The sequence below is a fragment of the Methylibium petroleiphilum PM1 genome, assembly GCF_000015725.1.
Classification (GTDB): Bacteria; Pseudomonadota; Gammaproteobacteria; order Burkholderiales; family Burkholderiaceae_C; genus Methylibium; species Methylibium petroleiphilum.
The window spans coordinates 3,339,994-3,362,022 of sequence record NC_008825.1 but is presented as its reverse complement, the minus strand read 5'-3'; the positions used below and the strand labels follow the sequence as shown (position 1 = coordinate 3,362,022).

Sequence of the window (22,029 nt, the reverse complement as noted above, 5' to 3'; positions counted from 1 at the left end):
GTCAGCTCCGTTCCGGGACTTCGCGGGCGAGATGGCGCAGTCCCAGCACCGACCACACCGGGCCGCTGAGCTGCATCAGCGTGACGGCGATCACCAGCGCCTGCAGCACGGCGGCATCGACGATCGGCGCATCGGCCGGCCAGCCGTAGGTGGCCGCACCCAGCAGCAGGGCCGACTGCGCCATCGGCTGCAGTGCCACGGTGAGGGCCAGCGACTGCTTCAGACTCAGGCCGCTGGGTCGCGCGAGCGCCGCCACCGCCAGTCCCTTGCCGAGCGCGCGCGCGACGATGATCGCCAGCACCCAGGGCCACAGGCTCCAGAAGCTCTCGACCGAGCTGACCAGCCCCAGGCTCACGAACAGCAGCACGGTCAGCGCGGCGCCGGCGGTGCCGAGCTGCGGCTCGATGGTCAGGCCGTGGCCCATGCGTGCGCGCGCCACGACGCCGGCGACCAACAGCGCCAGCAGCGGCGACAGCGTCCATTGCGTGGCCAGCAGCGCGCCGAGCACCAGCAGGCCGATCTGCAGCACCGCGCTGGCCATCGTGCGGCGCATGGGACGTGACATCCACGTCAGCAGCAGGCCGAGCAATGCGCCGAGCAGGAACGAGCCGCACAGCACATAGACCGCATTGGCCAGTGCCGGGAGCCACTCGGAGCTCAGCGGCGCGTCAGCGGTCGCGATCACGCGCCAGATCTTCAGCGCGAGTACGGCGAGCACGCTGTTGAGCGCGGTCATCATCAGCAGCCGCTCGGTGACCTGACCACGTGGCTGGGTCTCGTGCACGGCGGCCATCGTGATGACCGGGGAGGTGGCCATCGCCACGGCGCCGACCAGCGCCGCCGACATCGCCGGTGCGCCGAGCATCACCAGGCCCGCGGTCACGGCGGCCGCCGCGAGCACCGATTCGGCGATGCACTGCAGCGCCAGGGTGGGGTTGTCGAACAGCCAGCGCGGGCGGATGCGGGCCCCGAGCTCGAACACGAGCACGCCGACTGCCAGATCGAGCAGCGGCTTCCACGGATCGAGATCGGTGCGCTCCAGCAGGCGCAGGGCCAGCGGACTGGCGATCACGCCGACCAGCATGTGGCCGCAGGTGCGCGGAAGGCGCGTCCAGCGACGCACCGCCTCGCCGGTGACGACGGCGATGATGATCAACAGCGCGATCCCCAGCACGGGGTCGGCACCGCGCAGACCTTCCAGGGTCCACAGCGGTGCAGTGGACAGGGCGAGAGCTGATGTCTCCATGGCGTTGTTGTTCTCCTCGGGGCTGTCGCGGTCCGGCTCGCTGGCGCGGGCCGCGGTGGGCAGCAGGGCCGCGCTGCGGCCCGCGGGTCCGGGGTCTCGCGGTCTTGAAAGACCGGCAAGTGGCCCCACAATCTTCGGCGCACATTCGGCTCTCGCGCCCGTGCACCCTGTCAACGATTTTCAGGCCGCCATGAACAAGCAGACCTTGTCATTCCAAGCCGAGGTGCAGCAGCTGCTGCACCTCGTGACCCACTCCTTGTACTCTAACAAGGAGATATTTCTCCGCGAGTTGATCTCCAACGCCTCGGACGCCTGCGACAAGCTGCGCTTCGAGGCCTTGAACGACGCCGCACTGTACGAGGATGCTTCGACCCTGGAAGTGCGCGTGAGTTTCGACAAGGAGGCGCGCACGATCACGATCGCCGACAACGGCATCGGCATGAGTGCCGACGAGGTGATCGCCAACCTGGGCACCATCGCCAAGAGCGGCACCCGCGAGTTCGTCGGCAAGCTGTCGGGCGAGCAGGCGAAGGACGCGCAGCTGATCGGCCAGTTCGGTGTGGGTTTCTACAGTGGCTACATCGTTGCCGACCGCATCACGGTCGAGTCGCGCCGCGCCGGGCTGAAGGCCGAAGAGGGGGTGCGCTGGAGCAGCGCTGGCACCGGCGACTTCGAGGTCGAGAATCTCGTTCGTGCGCAGCGGGGTACCTCGGTGACGCTGCATCTGCGCGACGGCGAGGACGAGTTCCTCAGCGCGTGGAAGCTCAAGTCCGTCATCGGTCGTTACTCCGATCACATTTCCTTGCCGATCCTGATGCGCGGGCAGGTCTGGGACGCGGAGAAGAGCGAGTACGTGACTCAGGACGCATGGGAGACCGTCAACAAGGCGGCTGCGCTGTGGGCCCGCCCGAAGAGCGAGATCACCGACGCGGAATACAAGAGTTTCTACGAACAGTTCAGCCACGACAGCACGCCGCCGCTGGCCTACACGCACAACCGCGTCGAGGGCCGCAGCGAGTACATCCAGCTGCTCTACCTGCCGGCGAAGGCGCCGCACGACCTGTGGAACCGCGACCGCCAGGGCGGCATCAAGCTCTACGTGAAACGCGTCTTCATCATGGACGACGCACAGGCGCTGATGCCGAGCTACCTGCGCTTCGTCAAGGGCGTGATCGATTCGAGCGACCTGCCGCTGAACGTCTCGCGCGAGCTGCTGCAGGAAAGTCGCGACGTGAAGGCGATCCGTGAAGGCTCGACCAAGCGCGTGCTGGGCATGCTGGAAGAGATGGCGGGCAGCGAAGACGCCGCGCGGCGCGACCAGTACGCCGCCTTCTGGCGCGAGTTCGGCGCGGTGCTCAAGGAAGGCGTGGGCGAGGACCACGCGAACCGGGAGCGCCTGGCCAAGCTGTTGCGCTTCGCATCGACCCAGGCCGACGAGGGGGTGTCGCTGGCCGATTACCTGGCGCGCATGAAGGACGGCCAGGAGGCGATCTACTACATCACCGCCGACACCACGGCGGCGGCACGGCACAGCCCGCAACTCGAGGTGTTCCGCAAGAAGGGCATCGAGGTGCTGCTGCTGACGGACCGCGTCGACGAGTGGATGCTCTCTCACCTGTTCGAGTTCGAGGGCAAGCCGCTGCAGAGCGTGGCCAAGGGCGCGGTGGACCTGGGCAAGCTGCAGGACGAGGGCGAGAAGCAGCAGGCCGAGGCAGCGGCCGAGGCCTTCAAGCCGGTGCTGGAGAAGTTGAAGGACACGTTGAAGGAGCGCGCCAAGGACGTACGCGTGACGACACGGCTGGTCGATTCACCGGCCTGCCTGGTGGTGGAAGATGGCGATATCAGCGGGCACCTTGCGCGCCTGCTGAAGCAGGCCGGCCAGAGCGCACCGACGAGCCTGCCGATCCTGGAGGTCAACACCGAACACGCGCTGGTGAAGCGCCTCGATGGCAGCGAGCGCTTCGACGATCTGGCGCAGGTGCTGTTCGACCAGGCCGTGCTGGCCGAAGGCGGCCAGCTCGACGACCCGGCTGCCTACGTGCAGCGCGTGAACCGGCTGCTGGTCTGAGCCGCTCCGTTCTGCGCTGACCGGCGCTACGCGCCGGTCATCACGTCGATCTGCATCAGCAGGTGCTCGATCTGCTGGGACCAGTAGCTCGGCGCGCCGAACCACGGGAACGCGGCGGGGAAGGCCGGATCGTCCCAACGCTGTGCGAGCCAGGCGCTGTGGTGGATCATCCGCAGGGTGCGAAGCGCCTCGACCAGTGCGAGCTCGCGGCGGTCGAAGTCGCAGAACGTTTCGTAGCCCTCCAGCAGCGCGGCGAGTTGCTGTCGGGCGACATCCGGGTCTCCCGACAGCAGCGTCCACAGATCCTGTACGGCGGGACCCATCGCCGCGTCGTCGAGATCGACGAAATGGGGGCCCTGAGGCGTCCACAGCAGGTTGCCAGGGTGGAAGTCGCCATGGAGGCGCAGCGAACGCAGCGGGGCGGCCGCGGCGAAATGCTGGGCCACCAGCGTCAGCGCCCGCTCCGACACGTCTGACCAGCGCGGGCGCTCTGCGGCGGTGACCTTGTCGGTGTCGAGCAGCCACTTCCGCGGAGCATGGCCGAAGGTATCGATGTCAAGCGTGCGCCGGTGCTCGAACGGCCGCTGTCGCCCAACGGCATGCAGACGACCGATGAAGCGGCCGATCCATTCCAGCACCTCGGGATCGTCGAGTTCCGGCGCCCGGCCGGCGCGGCGCGGCGCGACGGCGAAACGCATGCCGCCGAGCGTTGCCAGCGTGGGAGGCGCACCGAGGCATCGCAATGCACCGCGCGCTTGCCGGGGATCCAGCACCAGCGGGGCGACGACCGGCACTTCGGCGGCGTCGAGCTCGAGCGCGTAGGCGTGCTCCTCGAGGATTTGCTCGTTGCTCCAGCGCGCGGGGCGATAGAACTTCGCGACGACGGTGTTGCCGTCCTCCAGCGCCACCTGGAACACGCGGTTCTCGTAGGAGTTGAGTTGCAGCAGCCGACCATCGCCGTAAAGGCCGATGTCGGCCATCGCGTCGAGCACCGCGTGCGGTGTCAGATCGGCAAAGGGCTGGGGCGGTGCGGCATGATCCATGCCGCGATGCTCGCATGCGGGCGTACCCCGGCCGGGAACGCTGGCGGATCGGATCTGCGACGGCGCCTTTCCGAGGCGGGCGAGTGTTCAGCGCAGAGAACCCGAGAGCGAGTCGGGCACTGCCGCGGCCAGTGGCGCAAACTCGCTGCTCGGGCCGTCGAGTCGACTGTCCGGCGCAAAAAAGGAATCCTGCGGGAAGCCGGAGTCCGCCCAGCGGGCCGAGCGCTCGGCGCGGCGCGTGCGGACCGTGTCGGACAAGGTGCTGCGTGCCTGCTGGAAGTTTTTCGGTGGCGCGGCGGCGAGCGGCGCTTGGCGCGGTGCAGCGCCCTGGGGGCGAAGCAGCAATTGCAGTTCGCTCATCGGGGGCAGATTCTCGGCCTTGCACGACAGGTAGCGGATGCGGCACGCATCCAGTACCGATTGCTTGATCTTGCTGGCGCGCCGCGACACGCCGCGCTCCGGCTCGAGGTCGATGACGGCGATGACCCGGCCGTTGGGGCTGCAGACGGCAAAACTCACGTGCAGGCTTCCGAGCAGGTCGAACCAGTAGCGCACCCGCCGCGGGTCGCGCGGTTGGCAGAGGCGGACCAGCGGCAGTTTCGCCAGCACGATGTACTGGGGCAGCCCCTCGCGCAGCATGCGCATGGTGCGGCGTTCGTCGGAATTGAGGACCGGCCGTGCCATCAGCAGCCATTGCCTCGGCAGCGAACGGCGTTGTCGGCGGGCGAGCGAGTAGCGCCCGACGGCAAATGCGCAGACCAGGGCCATGCCCGCGAGCAGCGCATACAGCCAGAGGGGCAGCGTCATGAGGGATACAGTGGCGTGGCAGATTTCGCCGCGGCACGGCGCGGGCGGTCCGGCATGCTAGTCACCGCCGGGCTTGGGCGGCATCCCCTCAGGTGAGTGCTTGTCGCCCCGCGGCGACGGCCGCGGGCTACTCCGAGGCGACGACCAGTCCCTTGGCGAACCGGGCCCGGACCTCGTTCACGGCATCGAACCAGTGCTCCAGTTGCAGCGCGTGACGTTTCAGGCGGTGATTCACCTCGGCGGCATAGGTTTCCACCATCTCCTCGACCTGGCTGCCCAGGGTGTCGGGCGGCAGTTTCAGCCACGCTTCCGACTCGCTGCCGTCGCGCACCACCTTGGCACCGGCGTTGCGTGCAATCTTCAGCATGGCGGTATTTTCGCTCAGCGCATGGATGAACAGGGTCTCCGTTCCGCGGTTGCGGGCGTGCATGACCGCGTGATCGAACAGGCGGGCTCCATAGCCACGCCCACGCGCCTGCGGCAGCACCGACACCCCGAACTCGACCATCGCGGGATGGCTGTCGAGTTGCGGCGCGCGCTCATACGCGAGGTGCGCCATCGCCACCAATTCCAGCCGGCGGTTGAAAATGCCGAAGACCTCGTCGCGCGCGAACTCGATGCTGTCCACGTACTGCGCGATCTGCTCATCGCTTGCGGCGTGGCCGAAGCGCAGATAGCGGTCGCGCGGCGGGAGAGCAACCAGATGGGCGACGATCCGCTCCCGGTGACGTTCGGCGAGCGAGCGGATCGGCACCCATTGCAAGGCACTGCGATGCGCGCGTCGCGAGGCGGGCTGGGCGGAGGGGGCCGCAGACATGCTCGGGCGGGCAGCAGGGGGAAAGGGATCGGCGGCCATGGGGTTTACCCTTATATTTTAGTGGCGATCTCGCTTGACCTTGTGGTGGGGGAGGGGAATGCGCCGCCACGGCCGACTTCGACTCCTGCGCCGTCCGACGGAATGATCTGGCTTATACTGCTTGACTTTCCCGCTTTCTGGCTCCGGGAGAAGCGGTCACCCCAGGGTGGTCGGTATTTCGCCTAAGAGGCCCCACGCCGGTTCGACGGCTCGTCCGAAGGAATGGCATACAAGGGGCACCGACCGCGAAAGCGATGTGAGCCGGGATTTCCACTCTGTTTCAAAGTCATGAAAACCTTCAGCGCCAAACCGGCCGAAGTGACGCACGAGTGGTTTGTGATTGACGCGACCGACAAGGTCCTCGGAAGGGTTGCCAGCGAAGTGGCCCTCCGTCTGCGTGGCAAGCACAAGCCCATCTACACGCCTCACGTCGATACCGGCGATTTCATCGTCATCGTCAACGCCGAAAAGCTCCGTGTCACGGGCAACAAGGCCACCGACAAGGTGTACTACCGGCACTCGGGTTTCCCGGGTGGGATCTACGCGACCAAGTTCAAGGACATGCAGGCCAAGCACCCCGGCCGCGCCCTGGAGAAGGCCGTGAAGGGCATGCTGCCCAAGGGGCCGCTGGGCTACGCGATGATCAAGAAGCTGAAGGTCTATGCCGGTGCCACGCACCCGCACACCGCCCAGAGCCCCAAGGCTCTGGAAGTCTAAGGAGCGGCGATGATTGGCAATTGGAATTACGGGACCGGCCGCCGCAAGTCTTCGGTGGCACGAGTGTTCATCAAGAAGGGCAGCGGCCAGATCACGGTCAACGGCAAGCCGGTCGAACAATATTTCGGCCGTCAGACGTCGATCATGATCGTCAAGCAGCCGCTGTTCCTGACCAACAATGTCGAGGCCTTCGACATCAAGGTCAACGTTCACGGTGGCGGCGAATCGGGTCAGGCCGGCGCTGTGCGCCACGGCGTGACGCGGGCGCTGATCGATTACGACGCGGCGCTTAAGTCCGAGCTCAGCCGTGCCGGTTTCGTCACGCGCGATGCGCGTGAGGTCGAGCGCAAGAAGGTCGGCCTGCACGGCGCGCGTCGCCGCAAGCAGTTCAGCAAGCGCTGATCTTTCTGCGCAGTCCGCGACAAAAGGCCGCCTTCGGGCGGCTTTTTCATTTGTGCTGCAAGTTCATCGTCCGGTTGCACATTGCGCGCTGGCGGCCACGGGGTGGCTGCCTAGAATGGACTTTTGGGCTTTCCGGAACCCCATGCGTTGGAAGCTGCTGCGCCGCCGCTTGTCGATCAGTGCGCCGCGCATGATCGTGCGCAGTCATCTGCCATGGCCGCTGCGCTGGGCGGTTCTGGCGCTGGCCCTTGGATTCTCGGCGGCGCTGGCTCTGTGGGCCTTCGAGTTCGGCAAGGACATCGCCGGCCTCGACCGGCTCGATCGGGTGCCGGTGGCGACGCCGTCGAAGGAGGCGGATGCGATCGACCTCGAGCAGTTGCGCAGCGAGCGCGACAAGGCGCAGAGCATCGCCAACACCGCGGAGAGCCTGCTCAAGACGGAGCGCACGACTCAGGAGCGACTCATGAGCCAGATCAAGGCGCTGGAGGCCGAGAATCTGGCGCTCAAAGGGGACCTCGGCTTCTTTGAGCGCCTGCTGCCGACCAGCGGGAAATCGGAACTGGTGGTGCGCGGGCTGCAGGCCGAAGTCGTCGGCAACGGACAATTGCGCTACCAGTTGCTGGTGATGCAGCAGGGCAAGTCACCAGCCGAGTTCAAGGGACGCTATGAGCTGACGCTGAAGGGTCAGCTCGAAGGCCAGACGTGGTCGCAATCGCCATCCGGAGCGCCGCGTGTGCTGCAGTTCCGCCAGTACCAGCGCGTGGACGGCACGCTCAATTTTCCCGCGCTGGCCGTGGTCGACGCCCTGCAGGTCCGGGTGCTGGACGCCCAGGGCGGTGTGCGCGCCAGCCAGGATGTGAGCCTCTAGCGCGCGGCATGGCACGCCTTTCCTAGGAGATGAAACATGTTCGGAATGCGCAAGCAACCTCCCATCCGCACACTCGTTGGCGAGGGCACGGTGATCGAGGGCGAGATCCGCTTCAGCGAGGGTCTCCGCATCGACGGGCGGGTGATGGGCAATGTGCTGGCCCTCGGCGACGAACGCAACCTGCTCGTGATCGGCGAGAAAGCCAGCATTGCCGGCAGGGTCAAGGCGGGTCACGTGATCGTCAATGGCGAAGTCCGCGGCCCGCTGGAATCGGATGAACTGCTGGAGTTGCAGCCCAAGGCTCGCATAGAGGGCAATGTGCGCTACGAGCGCCTGGAAATGCACCAGGGCGCACAGGTGAACGGGGAACTGCGGCCGCTGGCGTCGGAGGACAAACCTGCGCTGCGACTGGCGGCCAATGCGGTCTTGAGCGCAGTCGGTCACAATACGAGGGCGATCCCGGATCGCGAGTCACAGGAGTCTCCATGAGCGCCGTTGCAGAACACATTGCCACCCAGATGCCCGCCCCGATCGTCTTCACCGACAGTGCGGCCGGCAAGGTCAAGGAACTGGTCGAGGAAGAGGGCAACCCCGAGCTGAAGCTGCGCGTCTTCGTACAGGGCGGCGGCTGCTCCGGCTTCCAGTACGGCTTCACCTTCGACGAGATCGTCAATGACGACGATACCAAGATGGAGAAGAACGGCGTGATGCTGTTGATCGACGCGATGAGCCTGCAGTACCTGGTAGGCGCCGAGATCGACTACAAGGAAGACTTGGAAGGCGCGCAGTTCGTCATCAAGAACCCGAACGCCACCACCACCTGCGGATGCGGTTCGAGCTTCTCGACCTGAGGCGTAGTGCGGGGCTCTCCCGCACCAGCTGCATCACCCAGAAGCCGCCCTCGGGCGGCTTCTTCGTTTCCCGGATCCGATCAAGCCGGGTAGAGCGCCCCCAGCACGCGCGATCCTGCGGCGCCGGTCACTTCCTTCAGGGAACCGCTGCGGCCGTGCAGGCAGGCCCGGCCCAGCCAGGCAAATGCCGCAGCCTCGACCTGCAGCGGTGGCAAGCCGCGTTCCGCACTGGATTGCACCGGCGTGCCCGGTAGCGCGGCCTGCAGCCGGCGCATCAGCTCCCGGTTCAACGCACCGCCGCCGCACACCAGCAGGACGGTCGTGGCGGGCAGGTGGCGCACCAGATCGTCGGCGATGACCCGGGCGGTCAGCTCGCACAGCGTCGCCTGCACGTCCTGCGGATGGAGGCCCGGCCTCTCTGCCAGCAGGCCATCGAGCCACGCGCCATGGAAGTCGTCGCGTCCGGTGCTTTTCGGTGGCGGCAGGGCGAAGTACGGGTCCCGCAGGGCGGCGGCGAGCAGGTCGGGCGCGACGGTCCCGCCAGCGGCCCACTGTCCACCGTCGTCGTATGGCAGGCCACGATGTCGCAGGCACCACAGATCCATCAGAGCGTTGCCGGGACCGCAGTCGAAGCCTCGAACCGGGCGAGCGTCTCCGGGCAACAGCGTCAGGTTGCTGATGCCGCCGATGTTGACCACGGCCACGGCTTCGCTGTCTCGACCGAAGCGGGCGCGGTGGAAGGCCGGGACCAGGGGAGCGCCCTGGCCGCCGGCCGCGACATCGCGGCTGCGCAGGTCGGCCACGACCGCGATGCCGGTCAACTCGGCCAGCAGGGCCGGTGCGTTGAGCTGCAGCGTGTAGCCGATGCCGTCGAATTGACCGGGCCGATGCCGCACGGTCTGGCCGTGCGCTGCGATGGCGCGTACCGGGCCGGGCACGCGTTTGCGAAGTTCGGTCACGACTTGGGCGTACGTCCGGGCCAGGGCGTTCGCCGCCAGGGCAGCGCGGTGCAATTCGTTGTCGCCCGGGGTGTTCAGCGCCAGCAGTTCGGCGCGCTGTGCGGGGTCGAACGCCCGGTGCGCGTGCGCCAGCACCTGCATGCGTTCACCGTCGAACTCGACCAGCACACCGTCGACGCCGTCGATCGAGGTGCCTGACATCAGGCCGATGTAGTTCTCACCCATTGCAGCATCCTAAGCCCCGGGGGCGTGAAAAAGCCCGCCGTGGCGGGCTCGTTCCGCGGTGCGGCGGGCGCCTCACTCGAAGCGTGCCACCGGGCTCACGGCAGAGGCGACGGTCAGCTGCGACCGGGCGGCGGCCGCCATTTCGTCGAACTGCGCCCGCGCGGCAGGCGAGATGGTGAGGGCCTCGGACGCGCGCGCGATCTTCAGCGGGTCCTGGACCTGGCCGCGCTCGCGGAACTCGAAATGCAGGTGAGGGCCGGTGGCCCAGCCGGTAGCTCCCACGGCGCCGACGAGCTGGCCCTGGTCGATGCGCTGACCACGCTTCACATCGAGGCGGCTGAGGTGCGCGTAGCGGGTCTCGCGGTCACCGGCGTGGCGGATGATGGCGATGTTGCCGTAGCCGTTCTGCCAGCCGGCAAACTCGACGACGCCGTCGCCGACGGCGCGCACCGGCGTGCCGGTCGGCGCGCCATAGTCGACTCCCAGGTGGGCGCGCCAGGTCTTGAGGATCGGGTGCAATCGCATCGAAAAGCCGGAGGTCACACGAGAAAAGGCCATCGGCGATGCGAGGAACATGCGGTTCTTGCTGCGACCGTCGAGTCCGAAGTAGCCGCCCTTGGTCTTGCCCGTGGAGGAGGTTTCCTCGAACCACACGGCATCGTGCGTGCGCCCATCGTTGATGAACTGAGCCGCCAGCACGCGACCCGATGCCTGGTTCCACGTCACCGGCTCGCCATCGGCGGTGAGCGCCTCGTACAGTACCGTGAAGGTGTCGCCGCGCTTGAGCTCGCGGCGGAAGTCGATATCCGTGCCGAACAGCTCGGCGAGTTGGATGGTCACTGCGTCGGGCAGTCGCGAGTCGTCCGCGGCCGCGAACAACGAACTCTGGATGGTGCCGGATCCGAGCTTGGCCTCGTTGGACAGCGCCGCCTGCTCGGTGCGCGCTCGCAGGCCAATCGCGTCGCGCTCGATGGTGAGCCGCGTGAAATGCGTCGAGAACTGAGCTGTGCTTTCGGCGGGAGAGCGGGCGATGAGCCGGCTCAACCGGCCGTTGGTGGCGAGTGCCTGCACCATCTTCCCGGCACGGCCTTCGAGCAGCGCGCGCGCTGTGGCATCGCGACGCAGGAAGGCTGCTGCCTCCGCATCATCGATGCCGAGACGCTGGAGCAGCGTGTCGGCCGTGTCGCTGCTGCGGGTGAGTTCGCTGCGGTAGAGCGCTACCGAGTGTGTTTCAAGTGCTTGCAACTGTGCGTCGAGCGCAAGCGGGGTGACGCTTTCCGTTAGAACCCGGCGTGGCAGGTCGGCTGCATCGGGGGCCATCGGCGCCACGCCGAAGGCGGTGACTGCCGAGCCCAGCAGCAATGTCACGACGGCTGCCGTGAGCCGGCGTGGATGGCGCTGCAACAGCGCGTCGGTACGCTCGACGAGGCGAAGCAAGGAAGCAGAAGTGTTCAATCCCAACGATCCTGAAAAGCGAACGACCCGAGCAATCCCGCTGGCGGGGACACATGCGGCAAGTCTGGCGTGGGCAGTCGACGATGCCGGGGGTTGTGCCCCTCTAGAATCCCGTCACTCTGCAAACGCAACGATTGTATCGAGGGGCCGTAGTGGCCCGGCGTAAAAACCCAAATCCTGCTCATGTCCGACCCTGCCGATCAGGTTAGTGCCGCAAAACTCCCCGAACGGCCGGCTTCTGTCGCCAAGTACCCTGTGAACGATGCAGTTCGGGCCGCCATGGCCGTCAGCCTGCGGGGCTGCGACGAACTGTTGCCCCAGGACGACTGGCTGCAGAAGCTGGCACGGTCGAATGCAACCGGCGTGCCACTGCGGATCAAGCTGGGGCTCGACCCGACGGCTCCCGACATCCACCTCGGCCACACCGTCGTCCTGAACAAGATGCGCCAGCTCCAGGATCTGGGGCACCAGGTGATCTTCCTGATCGGGGATTTCACTTCGATGATCGGCGACCCGTCCGGCCGAAATGCCACGCGGCCGCCGTTGACGCGCGAGCAGATCGAGTCGAACGCCCAGACCTACTATCGGCAGGCCAGCCTCGTACTGGATCCGTCGAAGACCGAGATCCGCTACAACTCCGAATGGAGTGACCCGCTCGGCGCGCGCGGCATGATCCAGCTGGCGTCGCGCTACACGATCGCTCGGATGATGGAGCGCGACGATTTCACCAAGCGCTTCAAGGCCGGCGTGCCGATCTCGGTGCACGAGTTTCTCTACCCGCTGATGCAGGGCTACGACTCGGTGGCGCTGAAGTCGGACCTCGAGCTCGGGGGCACCGACCAGAAGTTCAATCTGCTGGTTGGCAGGCAACTGCAGGCCGAGTACGGTCAGGAGCCGCAGTGCATCCTGACCATGCCCCTGCTCGAAGGCCTGGATGGCGTCGAGAAGATGTCGAAGAGCAAGAACAACTACATCGGCATCACCGAGCCGGCCAACAGCATGTTCGCCAAGATGCTGTCCATCAGTGACGCGCTGATGTGGAAGTACTTCACCCTGCTCAGCTTCCGCTCCGAGGCCGAGATCGCCGCGCTGAAGGCCGAGGTCGATGCGGGCCGCAACCCGAAAGATGCCAAGGTGCTGCTGGCCAAGGAGGTCACCACGCGCTTCCACGATGCGGCGGCTGCCGAAGCCGCCGAGGCGGACTTCCAGAACCGTGCCAAGGGCGGTGTGCCCGACGAACTGCCCGACGTGGCGCTGGCCGGCGCACCGCTCGGGATCGGCACCTTGCTGAAGCAGGCCAACCTGGTGACCTCGGGCAGCGAAGGGCTGCGGATGGTCGAGCAGGGGGGCGTGCGCATCGATGGCGTCGCCATCAGCGACAAGGGCTTGAAGCTCGAGGCCGGGACCTACGTCGTCCAGGTCGGCAAGCGCAAGTTCGCCCGCGTGACGCTCCGCTGAGCGCCCGACGCGCGGGTGAGGCCCGCCTCAGGGGTCTGCGAAACGCAGCGTGGCTTCGAAGCCGTGTCCGCCGGCGACCGGCGACCTCAGCTCCAGTTGCGCTCCCGACTGCCGGGCGATCGTCTCGACCATCGCGAGCCCCAGGCCGCTGCCCTCGGCCGCCGATGCGCCGCGCTCGAAGGGGCGCACCAGGCGCGTCAGGCTGTCGGGCGGCACGCCGGGACCGTCGTCGCGCACGCTGATCGAGCCCGGTCCGGCCTGCACCGTGACCTGGGCGGCTGGGCCACCGTGCTTGAGTGCGTTGTCGATCAGGTTGCGCAGCGCGATGCCCAGGGCGTCGGTATCGGCCGCGACGATGACCACCGGCCCGGCCTCGACTCGCAGGCGCCCGCCGGGCCGTGCCTCGGGGAACTCGTCGGCCACCAGCGTGGCCAGCTGAGCCAGGTCGACCGGCTCGCGTTTCAACGCCACGCCCGATTCGATGCGTGCGATCTGCAGCAGGCGGCTGGCCAACGCAGCGAGTCGATCGAGCTGCCGCACCAGTGCATCGGCACGCTCGGTCAGGCCGACGTCACGCGCCTCCTGGGCCAGGCGTTGCGCCTGCGCGCGGGCGGCCGCGAGCGGGGTGCGCAGCTCGTGAGCTCCGGCGGCCGCGAACTGCCGCTCCGCCTGCAGCAACGCGCTCACCCGGGCAAGCAAGGCGTTCAAGGTCTCGACCAGCGGCCTCAGCTCACCCGGCAGGCCATCGAGCGGCAGCGGCGACAGGTCGGCGCCTTCGCGCCGGGCCAGACCAGCGCGCAGCGGTTCCAGTCGTCGGAAGCCGCGCCGCAGCACCAGGTGAACCAGCAGCGCAGCGAGAGGGAGCAGAGCGAGCAAGGGCGTCAGCAGCCACAGTGCGGCCTGGCCTAGCGCCTCATGGCGGACTTCCAGCGGCTCGGCAGCCACCGCCTGCCGGCTGCCGTCGTCACGGCGCTGCACCGACACGCGCCAACCGCCCTCGCTGCGTGTGCCCTTGCGGCGCAGGTCAGCCAGCGGGGTGAGCGGCGCTTCGGCCGAGCGCCACAGCAGGTGGCCATCGCGGTCGAAGATCTGCAGGCGCGCGTGCTCGTCGTCATCGTCGCCCTGTGGCGCTTCAGGGGCCGCGTCGCTGCGCAGCGGCAGGTTCAGCGCGCGCTCCGCGGTGTCTTCCAGGGCGTCGTCGAGCACGTCGTGCAGCTCGTGCTGCTGGCCGACCAGCGCCGTCACCGCACCGACCAGCCACAGCACCGCGAGCGCCAGCAGCAGCTGACGCCGCAGCCGCTGCTCCAGGCGCCACGGCGGCGACGGGGGGGCGCCCGGTTCAGGCTTCAAGCCGGTATCCCAGGCCGCGATGGGTGCTGATCAACGTGGCGCCCAGCTTGCGGCGCAGCCGGCTCACGATGACCTCGAGCGAGTTGCTCTCCACCTCGTCGCGGCCGGCCTGCGCGTGCAAGGCCTGCTCCAGCTCGGCCCGGCTCCAGATGCGCCCCGGGCGGCTCGCCAGCCGTCCCAGCAGCGCCCATTCCATCGCGGTCAGCGTGACTGGATCGCCGTCGCGCAGCGCGCGCTTGGCCTCGAAGTCCAGCGAGGTGGCCTGGGCGCGCACGGCCTGCGGATCGGTCACACCACTGCGGCGGGCGACGGCGTCGATGCGTGCCAGCATCTCCTCGAGGTCGAAGGGCTTGACCAGGTAGTCGTCGGCGCCGGCCTGCAAGCCGCGGATGCGATCGCTGACCTGGTCGCGCGCCGTCAGCACGATCGCCGGGCGCCGCTCGCCGCCGGCGCGCAGGCGGCGCAAGAGGTCGAGCGCCTCGCCGTCGGGCAGTTGCAGGTCGAGCAGCACCAGTTCGATTGCGGGATCGCCGCGCAGCGCGGCCTCGGCCTGGGCGCACAGCTTCATCCACGTGACGGTGTGGCCCTGGGCTTCGAGGTGGTCGACCACCGCCTGGCCGAGATCGATGTCGTCTTCGAGGAGCAGCAGTTGCATGGCGTTGAACATGGATTCTGCAGCCTGATGGCGTTGCCTGAACCGGGGCTGAACGGGGATCGCACCGCGTTCAGCTTCGGTTCACGGGTGGCGCGCAGCATGCCTGCCATGGGGTCGCGCTGGCGGCCTGCCTATTTCCAACCCCTCGAAAGGAGCTTCGATGAACAGACTCTCCCTGTCGCTGGCCGCTGTGGCGGCCGCCGCCCTTCTGGTGAGCGCACCGGTGCACGCCGGCAGCAAGGATCTTTGCGGTGCCGGACCGCGCGATCAATGGCGACCGATGGCCGAGCTCGAGCAACAGCTCAACGGCCAGGGCTGGCGCATCGAGAAGATAGAGGTCGACGACGGCTGCTATGAAGTCGAAGCGCTCGACAAGGACGGCTGGAAGGTCGAGGCCTATTTCCATCCGAAGACGCTGCAGCGCCTGCAGCCCGGCCGCCATGGGCATTGACGCGACCGCGGACATCGGCACGACCCACCCCGCGGGCTTCCGGCGAGCTCACGTGTTTGCCGCCGTGCTGCTGCACGGCGCACTGGCTGCGGTGCTGGCCGTGGCCTGGCTGGGTGCCGAAGCGCACCCCGGTTCGCACGCCGGGCTGGGGCTGGCTGCAGCCGGCGTCTTCGGGTTGTGGCTGGTGACCGCCGGCACGCTGGGTGTGGTGCGCGCCGCCCGTCGGGCGTCGCGTCCGGCCTGGCAGCCGGTGCGCACTGCGTTGCGCTGGGGGCTGGTGCTGGCGGTGTCGCTGGTCGCTGCCAGTGGCGTCCTGCTGGGCGACGCGACCTGGGGGGATCGCAGCATCGTCGGTGACGTGCACGAGGCGATGGCCGGCGCGCTGCCCGGGCTGCTGGGGCTGCACGCCGTCAGCGAACTGTTGCTGCGCTGGCGCAGACGGCAGCCGTAGCGAGCGGCGACCGCTGACCGATCAGCCGACGACAATCGGCGCATGTCGGTCAGCACCTACCTCAAGCTTTCGATCGCCGTTGCGCTGGCCACCATCGCGCTGAAGGCCGGCGCCTGGTGGTTCACCGATTCGGTGAGCCTGCTGTCGGACGCGCTGGAGTCGCTGGTCAACCTGGCTGGCGCGATGTTCGCGCTGCTGATGGTCACGGTGGCCCGTCGACCGGCCGACGACGACCATCCCTATGGTCACCACAAGGCGGAGTACTTCTCCAGCGGTTTCGAGGGGGTGCTGATCTTCGCGGCAGCGCTGGGCATCATCTGGGCCGCGGCGCACCGCTTCCTGGAACCTCAGCCGATCGATGCAATCGGCCTCGGCATCGCGCTGTCGGTGGTGGGTTCGGCGATGAATGGAGCGCTCGCCTGGGCCATGTTCCGCAAGGCTCGCGAACACCGCTCGATGGCGCTGGAGGCCGATGCGCGCCATCTGATCACGGACGTCTGGACGTCGGCCGGTGTGGTGGTCGCGCTGGTGGCCGTGCAGTGGACCGGCTGGCTGTGGCTTGACCCGGCGATGGCCATCCTGGTGGCGCTCAACATCCTGCGCGAAGGGACGTCGCTGGTGCGCCGCTCGGCCGACGGCCTGATGGACCAGGCCCTCGAGCCGGAGGTGCTGCACGACATCGAGGGCGTGCTCGAAAGCTTCCGACATCACACCATTCGGTTCGACCACGTCTCCACCCGGCGTGCCGGTCAGCGGCGCTTCGTCGATCTGCACATGCACATGCCGGCCAGCTGGACGCTGGGCCGGGCTGCGGCGCTGCGCACCTCGGTCGAGCAGGCGCTGATGAGCGCAGTGCCGGGCCTGCGTGCCACCATCCAGCTGCTGCCGAGCGACGTCGAGGCGCATTTCGACGACGAACGGGACTTGCTGTGATCGCGTTGCTGCAGCGTGTCAGCCAGGCGCGGGTCGAGGTCGGTGGCCGCCGAGTCGGCGAGATCGGCCCGGGCTTGTTGGTGCTGGTGTGCGCGGAGCCCTCGGATACCGGAGCCGTGGCCGACAAGCTGGTCGAGCGCCTGCTCAAGCTGCGTGTGTTTTCCGACGATGCCGGCAAGATGAACCGCAGCGTGGTGGAGGCTGGCGGCGGTCTGCTCATCGTCAGCCAGTTCACGCTGGCGGCCGATTGCTCGGGTGGCAACCGCCCCAGCTTCAGCGGCGCTGCACCTGCGGAGCAAGGCCGGGTGCTCTATGAAAGGTTGCTGGCCACGGCGCGTTCTCGGCACACCCCGGTCGAATGTGGAGAATTCGGTGCCGACATGCAAGTGCTCCTGGTCAACGACGGGCCGGTGACGATCCCGCTCGTCGTCGGACATGACAAACTGAGACCATGACGCACCGCCTGTACTCTCCTTGCCGTCGCCGCGAGCGCTGTGATCTGGTGACGACGCGGGCCCTTTCGAGGAGGGCCGCGTGACCGCTCTGCGCCGTCTACTCAACAGCATCGATCGTCGGCTCGATCGCAACAGCCTGCACGAGCCACTGACCCGAAACGAGCGTCCGCCCGGCGGCGGCGTGCCCTGCCTCGTCTCGCACGCGCTGGAGCAGGCCGTGAAGACGGCCCACCAGTTCGATTCCGACGCGCGGCTGAAGCATGTGCTGGCGCCCCAGGGCGTGGCCCGGGACGGCGCAGCCCGGCGCTGGGAGTTCGTGTTCGATCTGCCGCAGCGGCGCGCCAAGTTGCTGAGCCAGTGGTATCTCGACGGCGACCCGAAGTTCGGCCGCTTCGGACGCGAGTGCTTCGACGCGTCGCTGCGGCCCTTCCCTCCACCGGAGAGCCCGCTGGCGCAAGCGGTGGCGCAGGGCCGGCTGCCGTATTCGCAATGCGCCGCGGCCTGGCGCGAGGAACGGCGGCGCACGCCCGACCTGCCGCTCGGGCTGCGCGACTCCGATGCCGTGATGGGCGACCTGCTGCGCCTGGGCCTGCAGGCCGATGCGGGCGGCTGGGTGTTGCGCAACGCGCTGCTGCAGCCGGGCGGGCATGTGTGGCTGGCGCAGGTCGGCGACACGAGCCTGCATTGCCGATTCAGCTGAGCGCCGACGCAAAAAAGCCACTCCGAGGAGTGGCTTGCTGAGTTTGGCCTTCGTGGCCGCGGGTCTTGCCTCAGTCGGCGTACTGTCCGGCGGCCTTGATGACGGGGCCCCACTTGTCGATCTCCGACGAGACCCACTTCTTGTGCTCGGCCGGGCTGGTGCGTGCGTCGTTCACGACCACCGCGCCCAGAGCCTCCTCGCGCTTCAGGAAGTCGGCGTCATGCAGTGCGGTCTTCAGTGCGGCGTTGACCTTGTCGAGCACCGCCTTCGGCGTTCCCTTCGGCGCGTAGAGACCATGCCAGATGCTGACGTTGAAACCCTTCATGCCCGACTCGTCGAGCGTGGGCAGCTTGGCCAGCGCCGGCGTCGTCAGACGCTTGGGCGTGGTGACGGCATAGGCCTTCACCTTGCCGCCCTCGATCTGGGCGGTGGTGTTGGTGGTCTGGTCGCACATGATGTCGACCTGGCCGCCGATCAGGTCGGTCATCGCCGGGCCGGTACCCTTGTAGGGCACGGTGGTCATATCGGCCTTCAGCGTGGACTGGAACAGCAGGCCGCACAGGTGCGAGGCCGCACCCAGGCCGGCGTTCGCGAGATTGACCTTGCCCTTGTTCGCGTCCAGCCACTTCAGCAGTTCGGCGTAGTTCGAGGCCGGCAGCGTCGGCTTGCCGATCAGGGTCATCGGCACTTCGTTGATCAGGCCGAGGTACTCGAAGTCGTCGAGCGTCTTGTACTGCAGGTTGCGGTAGAGCGCCGGTGAGGTGGCCATGCCGATGTGGTGCAGCAGCAGCGTGTAGCCGTCGGGTGAGGCCTTCGCAACCTTGGCGGCACCCAGCGTTCCGCCCGCTCCGCCGACGTTCTCGATCACGATCGTCGCGCCGCCCAGCGGCTTGCGCACGGCTTCGGCGAAGTCGCGTGCCACCTTGTCGGTCGGGCCGCCGGCGGAGAACGGCACGACGATGGTGATCGGCTTCTCCGGGTACTCGGCCAGGGCGCCGGTCACGGCGAGGGCGGCGGCAGCAGTGAGCAGGATGCGCTTCATGCAGAACTCCTTGGGGGAAACGTCAAACGGTGAGCGATGCTAGAGGCTCCCGCGGCAGCAGCCATGCCGGAAACTACGTAAGCGCAGCGGCGAGCTCGTGCGCGCCTGCGGAATGACGTGGTGGCAGGGGGGAAAACCCCGAGCCGTCGCTGCTCACTCGTCGCGGTCGGCCCAGCGCGTGAGGCGCTGCTGCAGCGCCTCGCTGAAGCGCCGGACATCGGCACTGTTGTGCAGCCGTGTCTCGTCCCATTGGGGCGACATGGCCGGCATGCGCACGGTGCGCGCGCGGATCGCGCCACCCTCCAACTGGAGCTCCGCGATCGCGCGACCCTGCAGTTCGAAACGGCCCTCGCGCTCGACGAGCCGCCATTCGCGCAGGCGGCGCTTGAGCGCGGCGAGTGCCTCGTCGGCCTTGAACGCCGGTGGCGCGAAGAAGTCATCGGGCATGGCAGGCTCCGGCCATCGTGGTGTCAGGGGTTGGAGACGCCCGAGGCCACATGTCCCGAAGGGACGTGGTGCGCAGCGTTCTCCACATGGCGGGTCTGGTCGTCGAAGAAGAAGTCGGGCTCGAACTCGCGCAGGAACTCGCCCTTCGGCAGGCCGCCGAGGAACATGGCCTCGTCGACCTCGATGTGCCAGTCCATCAGCGTGCGGATCGCGCGTTCGTGGGCGGGCGCGCTGCGGGCGGTGACCAGCGCGGTGCGCAGACGCATGCGCTCGGTACTGGCCTGCTGCAGTTGCTGCAGGGCATGCAGCAAGGGCTTGAACGGCCCGGCGGCCAGCGGACTGGCAGCGCGATCGGCCTCGTGGCGCTGGAAGGCGTCGAGGCCGCCGCTCTGGAACACCTGCTCGGCCTCGTCGGAAAACAGCACGGCGTCGCCGTCGAAGGCGATGCGCACCTCGTTCGGGTGCGCCTCCGAGGCGCGCGCCGCATGCGGCAGCACGCGCGCCGCCGGCACGCCGGCCTCGAGCGCCGAGCGCACGTCGGCGTCGTTCGCGCTCAGGAACAGGTTGGCGTGCAGCGGCTTCAGGTAGCGCCACGGCGAACTGCCGCGCGTGAACACGCCGCGCTGGATCGGCAGGCCGTAGTGCTGGGCCGAGCGGAACACCCGCATGCCGGAGACCGGGTCGTTGCGCGACAGGATCACCACCTCGACGCGCGGCGCTTCAGGTGTGGTGAAGGCGAGCAGCTTGTGCACCAGCGAGAACGCGACGCCGGGACGCGCGGGCCGATCGAGCCGCTGCAGTTGCAGCTGCATGTAGGCGCGGTCGTCGTTGCCTTCGAAGATGGTGTTCTCTTCTTCGAAGTCGAACAGCGCGCGCGAGGAGATGGCCACGACCAGCTGGCCGGCAAGGGAAACGGACATGCACCGATGCTAGCCGGGCGGCGTGCGCTGCGCCGGCCCGCAGCGAAGAGCGCTACTGCATGAAGCCGATGGCGGCCTTCCGGCCGTGCGCTTCCGGCAGATCGCGCGGCTCGACCGCCGCACGGCCGGCGAGCTTGGCGTTGCCGAAGGCCGTCATCCAGGCGCGCCGCATCTCGCGCGGCGCCAGCTCGGCCATCGCATCGAGCACGTCGTCGCCGGGCTCCGGCGCGAAGCGGCTGCCCCAGTCATGGTCGGCGCGGATGCCGCGGTACAGGCGCGCAGCGATCGCACGCGCCGCGGCGGCATCGGGCATCTGCACCTCGAACACGTTCATGCGGTTCAGGATGGGCTCGGGAATCGCCCGTGCATCGTTGGCGGTGGCGACCCAGATCACCTGGCTGGCGTCGATCGCGACCTCCGCGAACTCGTCGGTGAAGCTGCCGGCGGTGTCGTGCTCCAGCAGGCCGTACAGCGCGCCCAGCGGGTCGTAAGCGTGCTCGCCACCGGTCTTGTCGATCTCGTCCACCACCATCACCGGGTTGGCGTACTGACCGTCGACCAGGGTCTCGAACACCTTGCCGGGCCGCGCACCCTTCCACTGGCTGGAGGCGCCGCTGAGCACCCAGCCGGCTGTCAGGGAACTCATCGACAGGAAGCCCAGGCCGGTGCCGAGCAACTGCGCCATCTCGCGCGCGAAATGGGTCTTGCCGACACCCGGGGGACCCAACAGCAGCATCGGCGTGATCTCGAGCGCGTCGCGGCTGTCGTGGCACAGCGCCAGCTGGCGCTTCACGTCGTCGAGCACGTCGTGGAAATTGGGCAGTTGCTCGTAGAGATGATCCATCGCCGGCACGCCCGAGGGCTTGACCTGGAAGCGCTCCGCGCCCTTTTCGAGCATGCGTTCGTAGGTGGCACGCAGGCTCTCGTGTTCCTTGGGTGGCAGCTTCTCGAGCCGGCGCTCAACGTCACCGAGGCGGTAGACGCTGCGCATGTGGGCGATGGGCAAGCCTGATCGCGGCAGCCCGGTCGGCACGGTCACGAGTTCTGTGGCGGTGGATGGCATTCAGATCCTCCAGACGACAACCCATTGAGATGCATTGCAGCAAAGCCTGCCGCAAGCCAGCCTCGGATCAACGGGGCAAACCCCGAGCAGATCGCATGCAACCCACGTGCCGGGGGGATCGGGAAGAGCAAGCCGATGCCGCACTGCAACAGGTTCTGTGCAGGCAGACACAGATCCGGATATAATGGTTTACCCTAGTGTGACGGTGACGGGCTAAACCCCGTCGATCGACTGCTTCAGAAACGACGGTGACGGTGACCTACGAGGCTGCCGTCGATCGACTGCTTGGTTAGAGGTTCGTCATGAAGACCCTGTTCCGCCCCCTGATTACCCTGTCCCTGGTTGCGGCGGCCTTGCTGCCCGCGCAGGCCGAAACGACCCTGCCGGTCGAGGATTTCGGCGTGTTCGTCGATCTGCCGACGGGTTTTGCCTACGTCAAGACGCCTTCGGGCTGGCACTTCGTGCGCCAGATCGAAGCGTCGCGTCTGTCCGAGTTGCATCCGTCGACCTTCGTGTCGCTGAAGCAGGCCGGCACGCCGCTCAGCGACGCGAGCGCCCTGAACCAGCGCGCATCGTCGAAGGCGACCGTGCTCTGATTCGGCGCAGC

The 22,029-nt window shown here is 67.9% G+C and carries 25 protein-coding genes; 13 read left to right on the top strand and 12 right to left on the bottom strand.

All coding sequences use genetic code 11. From position 1 onward, the window contains the following. Position 1: 1 nt before the first annotated feature. The gene (locus MPE_RS15960) at positions 2–1,246 is read right to left on the bottom strand and encodes a cation:proton antiporter (protein ID WP_011830738.1); all 1,245 of its coding nucleotides are present in this window, start codon (positions 1,244–1,246) and stop codon (positions 2–4) included. Between the two features lie 190 nt (positions 1,247–1,436). On the opposite strand from MPE_RS15960, the gene htpG reads away from it, so the two are divergent. Beyond that, positions 1,437–3,314: a molecular chaperone HtpG gene (gene htpG, locus MPE_RS15955; protein WP_011830737.1), complete on the top strand. Its 1,878-nt coding sequence runs from the start codon at positions 1,437–1,439 to the stop codon at positions 3,312–3,314. A 26-nt stretch (positions 3,315–3,340) separates the two neighbouring features. Here the strand turns inward: htpG and MPE_RS15950 are convergent, their stop codons facing one another. From MPE_RS15950 to MPE_RS15940, 3 genes are all read right to left on the bottom strand, one after another. Next, the gene (locus tag MPE_RS15950; RefSeq protein WP_011830736.1) at positions 3,341–4,357 is read right to left on the bottom strand and encodes a serine/threonine protein kinase; all 1,017 of its coding nucleotides are present in this window, start codon (positions 4,355–4,357) and stop codon (positions 3,341–3,343) included. A gap of 87 nt (positions 4,358–4,444) precedes the next feature. Further along, entirely contained in the window at positions 4,445–5,164 is a 720-nt protein-coding gene (locus MPE_RS22855) for a DUF2726 domain-containing protein (protein ID WP_011830735.1), read from the bottom strand. A 127-nt stretch (positions 5,165–5,291) separates the two neighbouring features. After that, positions 5,292–6,020, bottom strand: coding sequence for a GNAT family N-acetyltransferase (locus tag MPE_RS15940; protein WP_011830734.1), 729 nt, complete (start codon positions 6,018–6,020; stop codon positions 5,292–5,294). A 288-nt stretch (positions 6,021–6,308) separates the two neighbouring features. Between MPE_RS15940 and rplM the strand changes: the two genes are divergently transcribed. From rplM to erpA, 5 genes are all read left to right on the top strand, one after another. Continuing rightward, positions 6,309–6,737: a 50S ribosomal protein L13 gene (rplM, locus tag MPE_RS15935; RefSeq protein WP_011830733.1), complete on the top strand. Its 429-nt coding sequence runs from the start codon at positions 6,309–6,311 to the stop codon at positions 6,735–6,737. A gap of 9 nt (positions 6,738–6,746) precedes the next feature. Next, entirely contained in the window at positions 6,747–7,139 is a 393-nt protein-coding gene (gene rpsI / locus MPE_RS15930; protein ID WP_011830732.1) for a 30S ribosomal protein S9, read from the top strand. A gap of 142 nt (positions 7,140–7,281) precedes the next feature. Then, positions 7,282–8,007: a DUF6776 family protein gene (locus tag MPE_RS15925; RefSeq protein ID WP_036229444.1), complete on the top strand. Its 726-nt coding sequence runs from the start codon at positions 7,282–7,284 to the stop codon at positions 8,005–8,007. A 36-nt stretch (positions 8,008–8,043) separates the two neighbouring features. Continuing rightward, a complete protein-coding gene (locus MPE_RS15920) occupies positions 8,044–8,496 on the top strand; it encodes a bactofilin family protein (protein WP_011830730.1) in 453 nt (150 codons plus the stop codon). Next, entirely contained in the window at positions 8,493–8,858 is a 366-nt protein-coding gene (gene erpA / locus MPE_RS15915; protein ID WP_011830729.1) for an iron-sulfur cluster insertion protein ErpA, read from the top strand. Before MPE_RS15920 ends, erpA begins: the two co-directional genes overlap by 4 nt. Positions 8,859–8,938: 80 nt before the next feature. On the opposite strand, the gene MPE_RS15910 is transcribed toward erpA, so the two are convergent. Together MPE_RS15910 and MPE_RS15905 are read right to left on the bottom strand one after the other, a co-directional pair. Continuing rightward, positions 8,939–10,042 (bottom strand): anhydro-N-acetylmuramic acid kinase, encoded by a 1,104-nt coding sequence (locus tag MPE_RS15910; protein ID WP_011830728.1) that lies wholly within the window; start codon positions 10,040–10,042, stop codon positions 8,939–8,941. Positions 10,043–10,114: 72 nt separating this feature from the next. Further along, a complete protein-coding gene (locus MPE_RS15905) occupies positions 10,115–11,497 on the bottom strand; it encodes a M23 family metallopeptidase (protein ID WP_011830727.1) in 1,383 nt (460 codons plus the stop codon). Positions 11,498–11,776: 279 nt separating this feature from the next. Between MPE_RS15905 and tyrS the strand changes: the two genes are divergently transcribed. After that, positions 11,777–12,955: a tyrosine--tRNA ligase gene (tyrS, locus tag MPE_RS15900; RefSeq protein WP_237706334.1), complete on the top strand. Its 1,179-nt coding sequence runs from the start codon at positions 11,777–11,779 to the stop codon at positions 12,953–12,955. 27 nt (positions 12,956–12,982) lie between these two features. On the opposite strand, the gene MPE_RS15895 is transcribed toward tyrS, so the two are convergent. Next, positions 12,983–14,305 carry a sensor histidine kinase gene (locus tag MPE_RS15895; RefSeq protein WP_011830725.1) on the bottom strand — a complete coding sequence of 441 codons (1,323 nt, stop codon included), beginning with the start codon at positions 14,303–14,305 and terminating at the stop codon, positions 12,983–12,985. Continuing rightward, the gene (locus MPE_RS15890) at positions 14,295–14,960 is read right to left on the bottom strand and encodes a response regulator transcription factor (RefSeq protein WP_036229494.1); all 666 of its coding nucleotides are present in this window, start codon (positions 14,958–14,960) and stop codon (positions 14,295–14,297) included. The genes MPE_RS15895 and MPE_RS15890 overlap by 11 nt, the downstream gene beginning before the upstream one ends. 160 nt (positions 14,961–15,120) lie before the next feature. On the opposite strand from MPE_RS15890, the gene MPE_RS15885 reads away from it, so the two are divergent. The 5 genes from MPE_RS15885 (at position 15,121) to MPE_RS15865 (ending at position 17,950) form a co-directional block, all read left to right on the top strand. Continuing rightward, positions 15,121–15,411 (top strand): PepSY domain-containing protein, encoded by a 291-nt coding sequence (locus MPE_RS15885; protein ID WP_011830723.1) that lies wholly within the window; start codon positions 15,121–15,123, stop codon positions 15,409–15,411. After that, positions 15,401–15,862 (top strand): hypothetical protein, encoded by a 462-nt coding sequence (locus MPE_RS15880; RefSeq protein ID WP_041929723.1) that lies wholly within the window; start codon positions 15,401–15,403, stop codon positions 15,860–15,862. Before MPE_RS15885 ends, MPE_RS15880 begins: the two co-directional genes overlap by 11 nt. Before the next feature lie 42 nt (positions 15,863–15,904). Further along, the gene (locus MPE_RS15875) at positions 15,905–16,795 is read left to right on the top strand and encodes a cation diffusion facilitator family transporter (RefSeq protein WP_011830722.1); all 891 of its coding nucleotides are present in this window, start codon (positions 15,905–15,907) and stop codon (positions 16,793–16,795) included. Beyond that, on the top strand, positions 16,792–17,250 hold the full coding sequence (gene dtd / locus MPE_RS15870; protein ID WP_011830721.1) for a D-aminoacyl-tRNA deacylase: 459 nt from the start codon (positions 16,792–16,794) through the stop codon (positions 17,248–17,250). The genes MPE_RS15875 and dtd overlap by 4 nt, the downstream gene beginning before the upstream one ends. Positions 17,251–17,329: 79 nt before the next feature. Beyond that, a complete protein-coding gene (locus tag MPE_RS15865; protein WP_011830720.1) occupies positions 17,330–17,950 on the top strand; it encodes a hypothetical protein in 621 nt (206 codons plus the stop codon). A gap of 70 nt (positions 17,951–18,020) precedes the next feature. Here MPE_RS15865 and MPE_RS15860 read toward each other — a convergent pair whose 3' ends face one another. The 4 genes from MPE_RS15860 to MPE_RS15845 form a co-directional block, all read right to left on the bottom strand. Beyond that, positions 18,021–18,992 (bottom strand): tripartite tricarboxylate transporter substrate-binding protein, encoded by a 972-nt coding sequence (locus MPE_RS15860; RefSeq protein WP_011830719.1) that lies wholly within the window; start codon positions 18,990–18,992, stop codon positions 18,021–18,023. A 153-nt stretch (positions 18,993–19,145) separates the two neighbouring features. Then, on the bottom strand, positions 19,146–19,439 hold the full coding sequence (locus MPE_RS15855) for a hypothetical protein (protein WP_011830718.1): 294 nt from the start codon (positions 19,437–19,439) through the stop codon (positions 19,146–19,148). Positions 19,440–19,462: 23 nt separating this feature from the next. Next, on the bottom strand, positions 19,463–20,359 hold the full coding sequence (locus tag MPE_RS15850) for a 5'-nucleotidase (protein WP_011830717.1): 897 nt from the start codon (positions 20,357–20,359) through the stop codon (positions 19,463–19,465). A 52-nt stretch (positions 20,360–20,411) separates the two neighbouring features. Further along, complete coding sequence (locus MPE_RS15845) at positions 20,412–21,422, bottom strand: AAA family ATPase (RefSeq protein ID WP_011830716.1); 1,011 nt, start codon at positions 21,420–21,422, stop codon at positions 20,412–20,414. 302 nt (positions 21,423–21,724) lie between these two features. Here MPE_RS15845 and MPE_RS15840 point away from each other — a divergent pair, with 302 nt between their 5' ends. Further along, on the top strand, positions 21,725–22,018 hold the full coding sequence (locus tag MPE_RS15840; RefSeq protein WP_011830715.1) for a hypothetical protein: 294 nt from the start codon (positions 21,725–21,727) through the stop codon (positions 22,016–22,018). Positions 22,019–22,029 lie beyond the last annotated feature (11 nt).

Excerpts from the sequence above, each read along its gene's own strand:
- erpA (WP_011830729.1), top strand. The coding sequence starts at position 8,493 with ATGAGCGCCGTTGCAGAACACATTGCCACCCAGATGCCCGCCCCGATC.
- MPE_RS15885 (WP_011830723.1), top strand. The coding sequence starts at position 15,121 with ATGAACAGACTCTCCCTGTCGCTGGCCGCTGTGGCGGCCGCCGCCCTT.
- MPE_RS15910 (WP_011830728.1), bottom strand. The coding sequence starts at position 10,042 with ATGGGTGAGAACTACATCGGCCTGATGTCAGGCACCTCGATCGACGGC.
- MPE_RS15845 (WP_011830716.1), bottom strand. The coding sequence starts at position 21,422 with ATGCCATCCACCGCCACAGAACTCGTGACCGTGCCGACCGGGCTGCCG.
- MPE_RS15920 (WP_011830730.1), top strand. The coding sequence starts at position 8,044 with ATGTTCGGAATGCGCAAGCAACCTCCCATCCGCACACTCGTTGGCGAG.
- MPE_RS15850 (WP_011830717.1), bottom strand. The coding sequence starts at position 20,359 with ATGTCCGTTTCCCTTGCCGGCCAGCTGGTCGTGGCCATCTCCTCGCGC.
- MPE_RS15950 (WP_011830736.1), bottom strand. The coding sequence starts at position 4,357 with ATGGATCATGCCGCACCGCCCCAGCCCTTTGCCGATCTGACACCGCAC.
- MPE_RS15855 (WP_011830718.1), bottom strand. The coding sequence starts at position 19,439 with ATGCCCGATGACTTCTTCGCGCCACCGGCGTTCAAGGCCGACGAGGCA.
- rplM (WP_011830733.1), top strand. The coding sequence starts at position 6,309 with ATGAAAACCTTCAGCGCCAAACCGGCCGAAGTGACGCACGAGTGGTTT.
- MPE_RS15875 (WP_011830722.1), top strand. The coding sequence starts at position 15,905 with ATGTCGGTCAGCACCTACCTCAAGCTTTCGATCGCCGTTGCGCTGGCC.
- htpG (WP_011830737.1), top strand. The coding sequence starts at position 1,437 with ATGAACAAGCAGACCTTGTCATTCCAAGCCGAGGTGCAGCAGCTGCTG.
- MPE_RS15860 (WP_011830719.1), bottom strand. The coding sequence starts at position 18,992 with ATGAAGCGCATCCTGCTCACTGCTGCCGCCGCCCTCGCCGTGACCGGC.
- MPE_RS15940 (WP_011830734.1), bottom strand. The coding sequence starts at position 6,020 with ATGGCCGCCGATCCCTTTCCCCCTGCTGCCCGCCCGAGCATGTCTGCG.
- rpsI (WP_011830732.1), top strand. The coding sequence starts at position 6,747 with ATGATTGGCAATTGGAATTACGGGACCGGCCGCCGCAAGTCTTCGGTG.
- tyrS (WP_237706334.1), top strand. The coding sequence starts at position 11,777 with ATGGCCGTCAGCCTGCGGGGCTGCGACGAACTGTTGCCCCAGGACGAC.
- MPE_RS15890 (WP_036229494.1), bottom strand. The coding sequence starts at position 14,960 with ATGCAACTGCTGCTCCTCGAAGACGACATCGATCTCGGCCAGGCGGTG.
- MPE_RS15840 (WP_011830715.1), top strand. The coding sequence starts at position 21,725 with ATGAAGACCCTGTTCCGCCCCCTGATTACCCTGTCCCTGGTTGCGGCG.
- MPE_RS15960 (WP_011830738.1), bottom strand. The coding sequence starts at position 1,246 with ATGGAGACATCAGCTCTCGCCCTGTCCACTGCACCGCTGTGGACCCTG.
- MPE_RS15925 (WP_036229444.1), top strand. The coding sequence starts at position 7,282 with ATGCGTTGGAAGCTGCTGCGCCGCCGCTTGTCGATCAGTGCGCCGCGC.
- MPE_RS22855 (WP_011830735.1), bottom strand. The coding sequence starts at position 5,164 with ATGACGCTGCCCCTCTGGCTGTATGCGCTGCTCGCGGGCATGGCCCTG.
- MPE_RS15880 (WP_041929723.1), top strand. The coding sequence starts at position 15,401 with ATGGGCATTGACGCGACCGCGGACATCGGCACGACCCACCCCGCGGGC.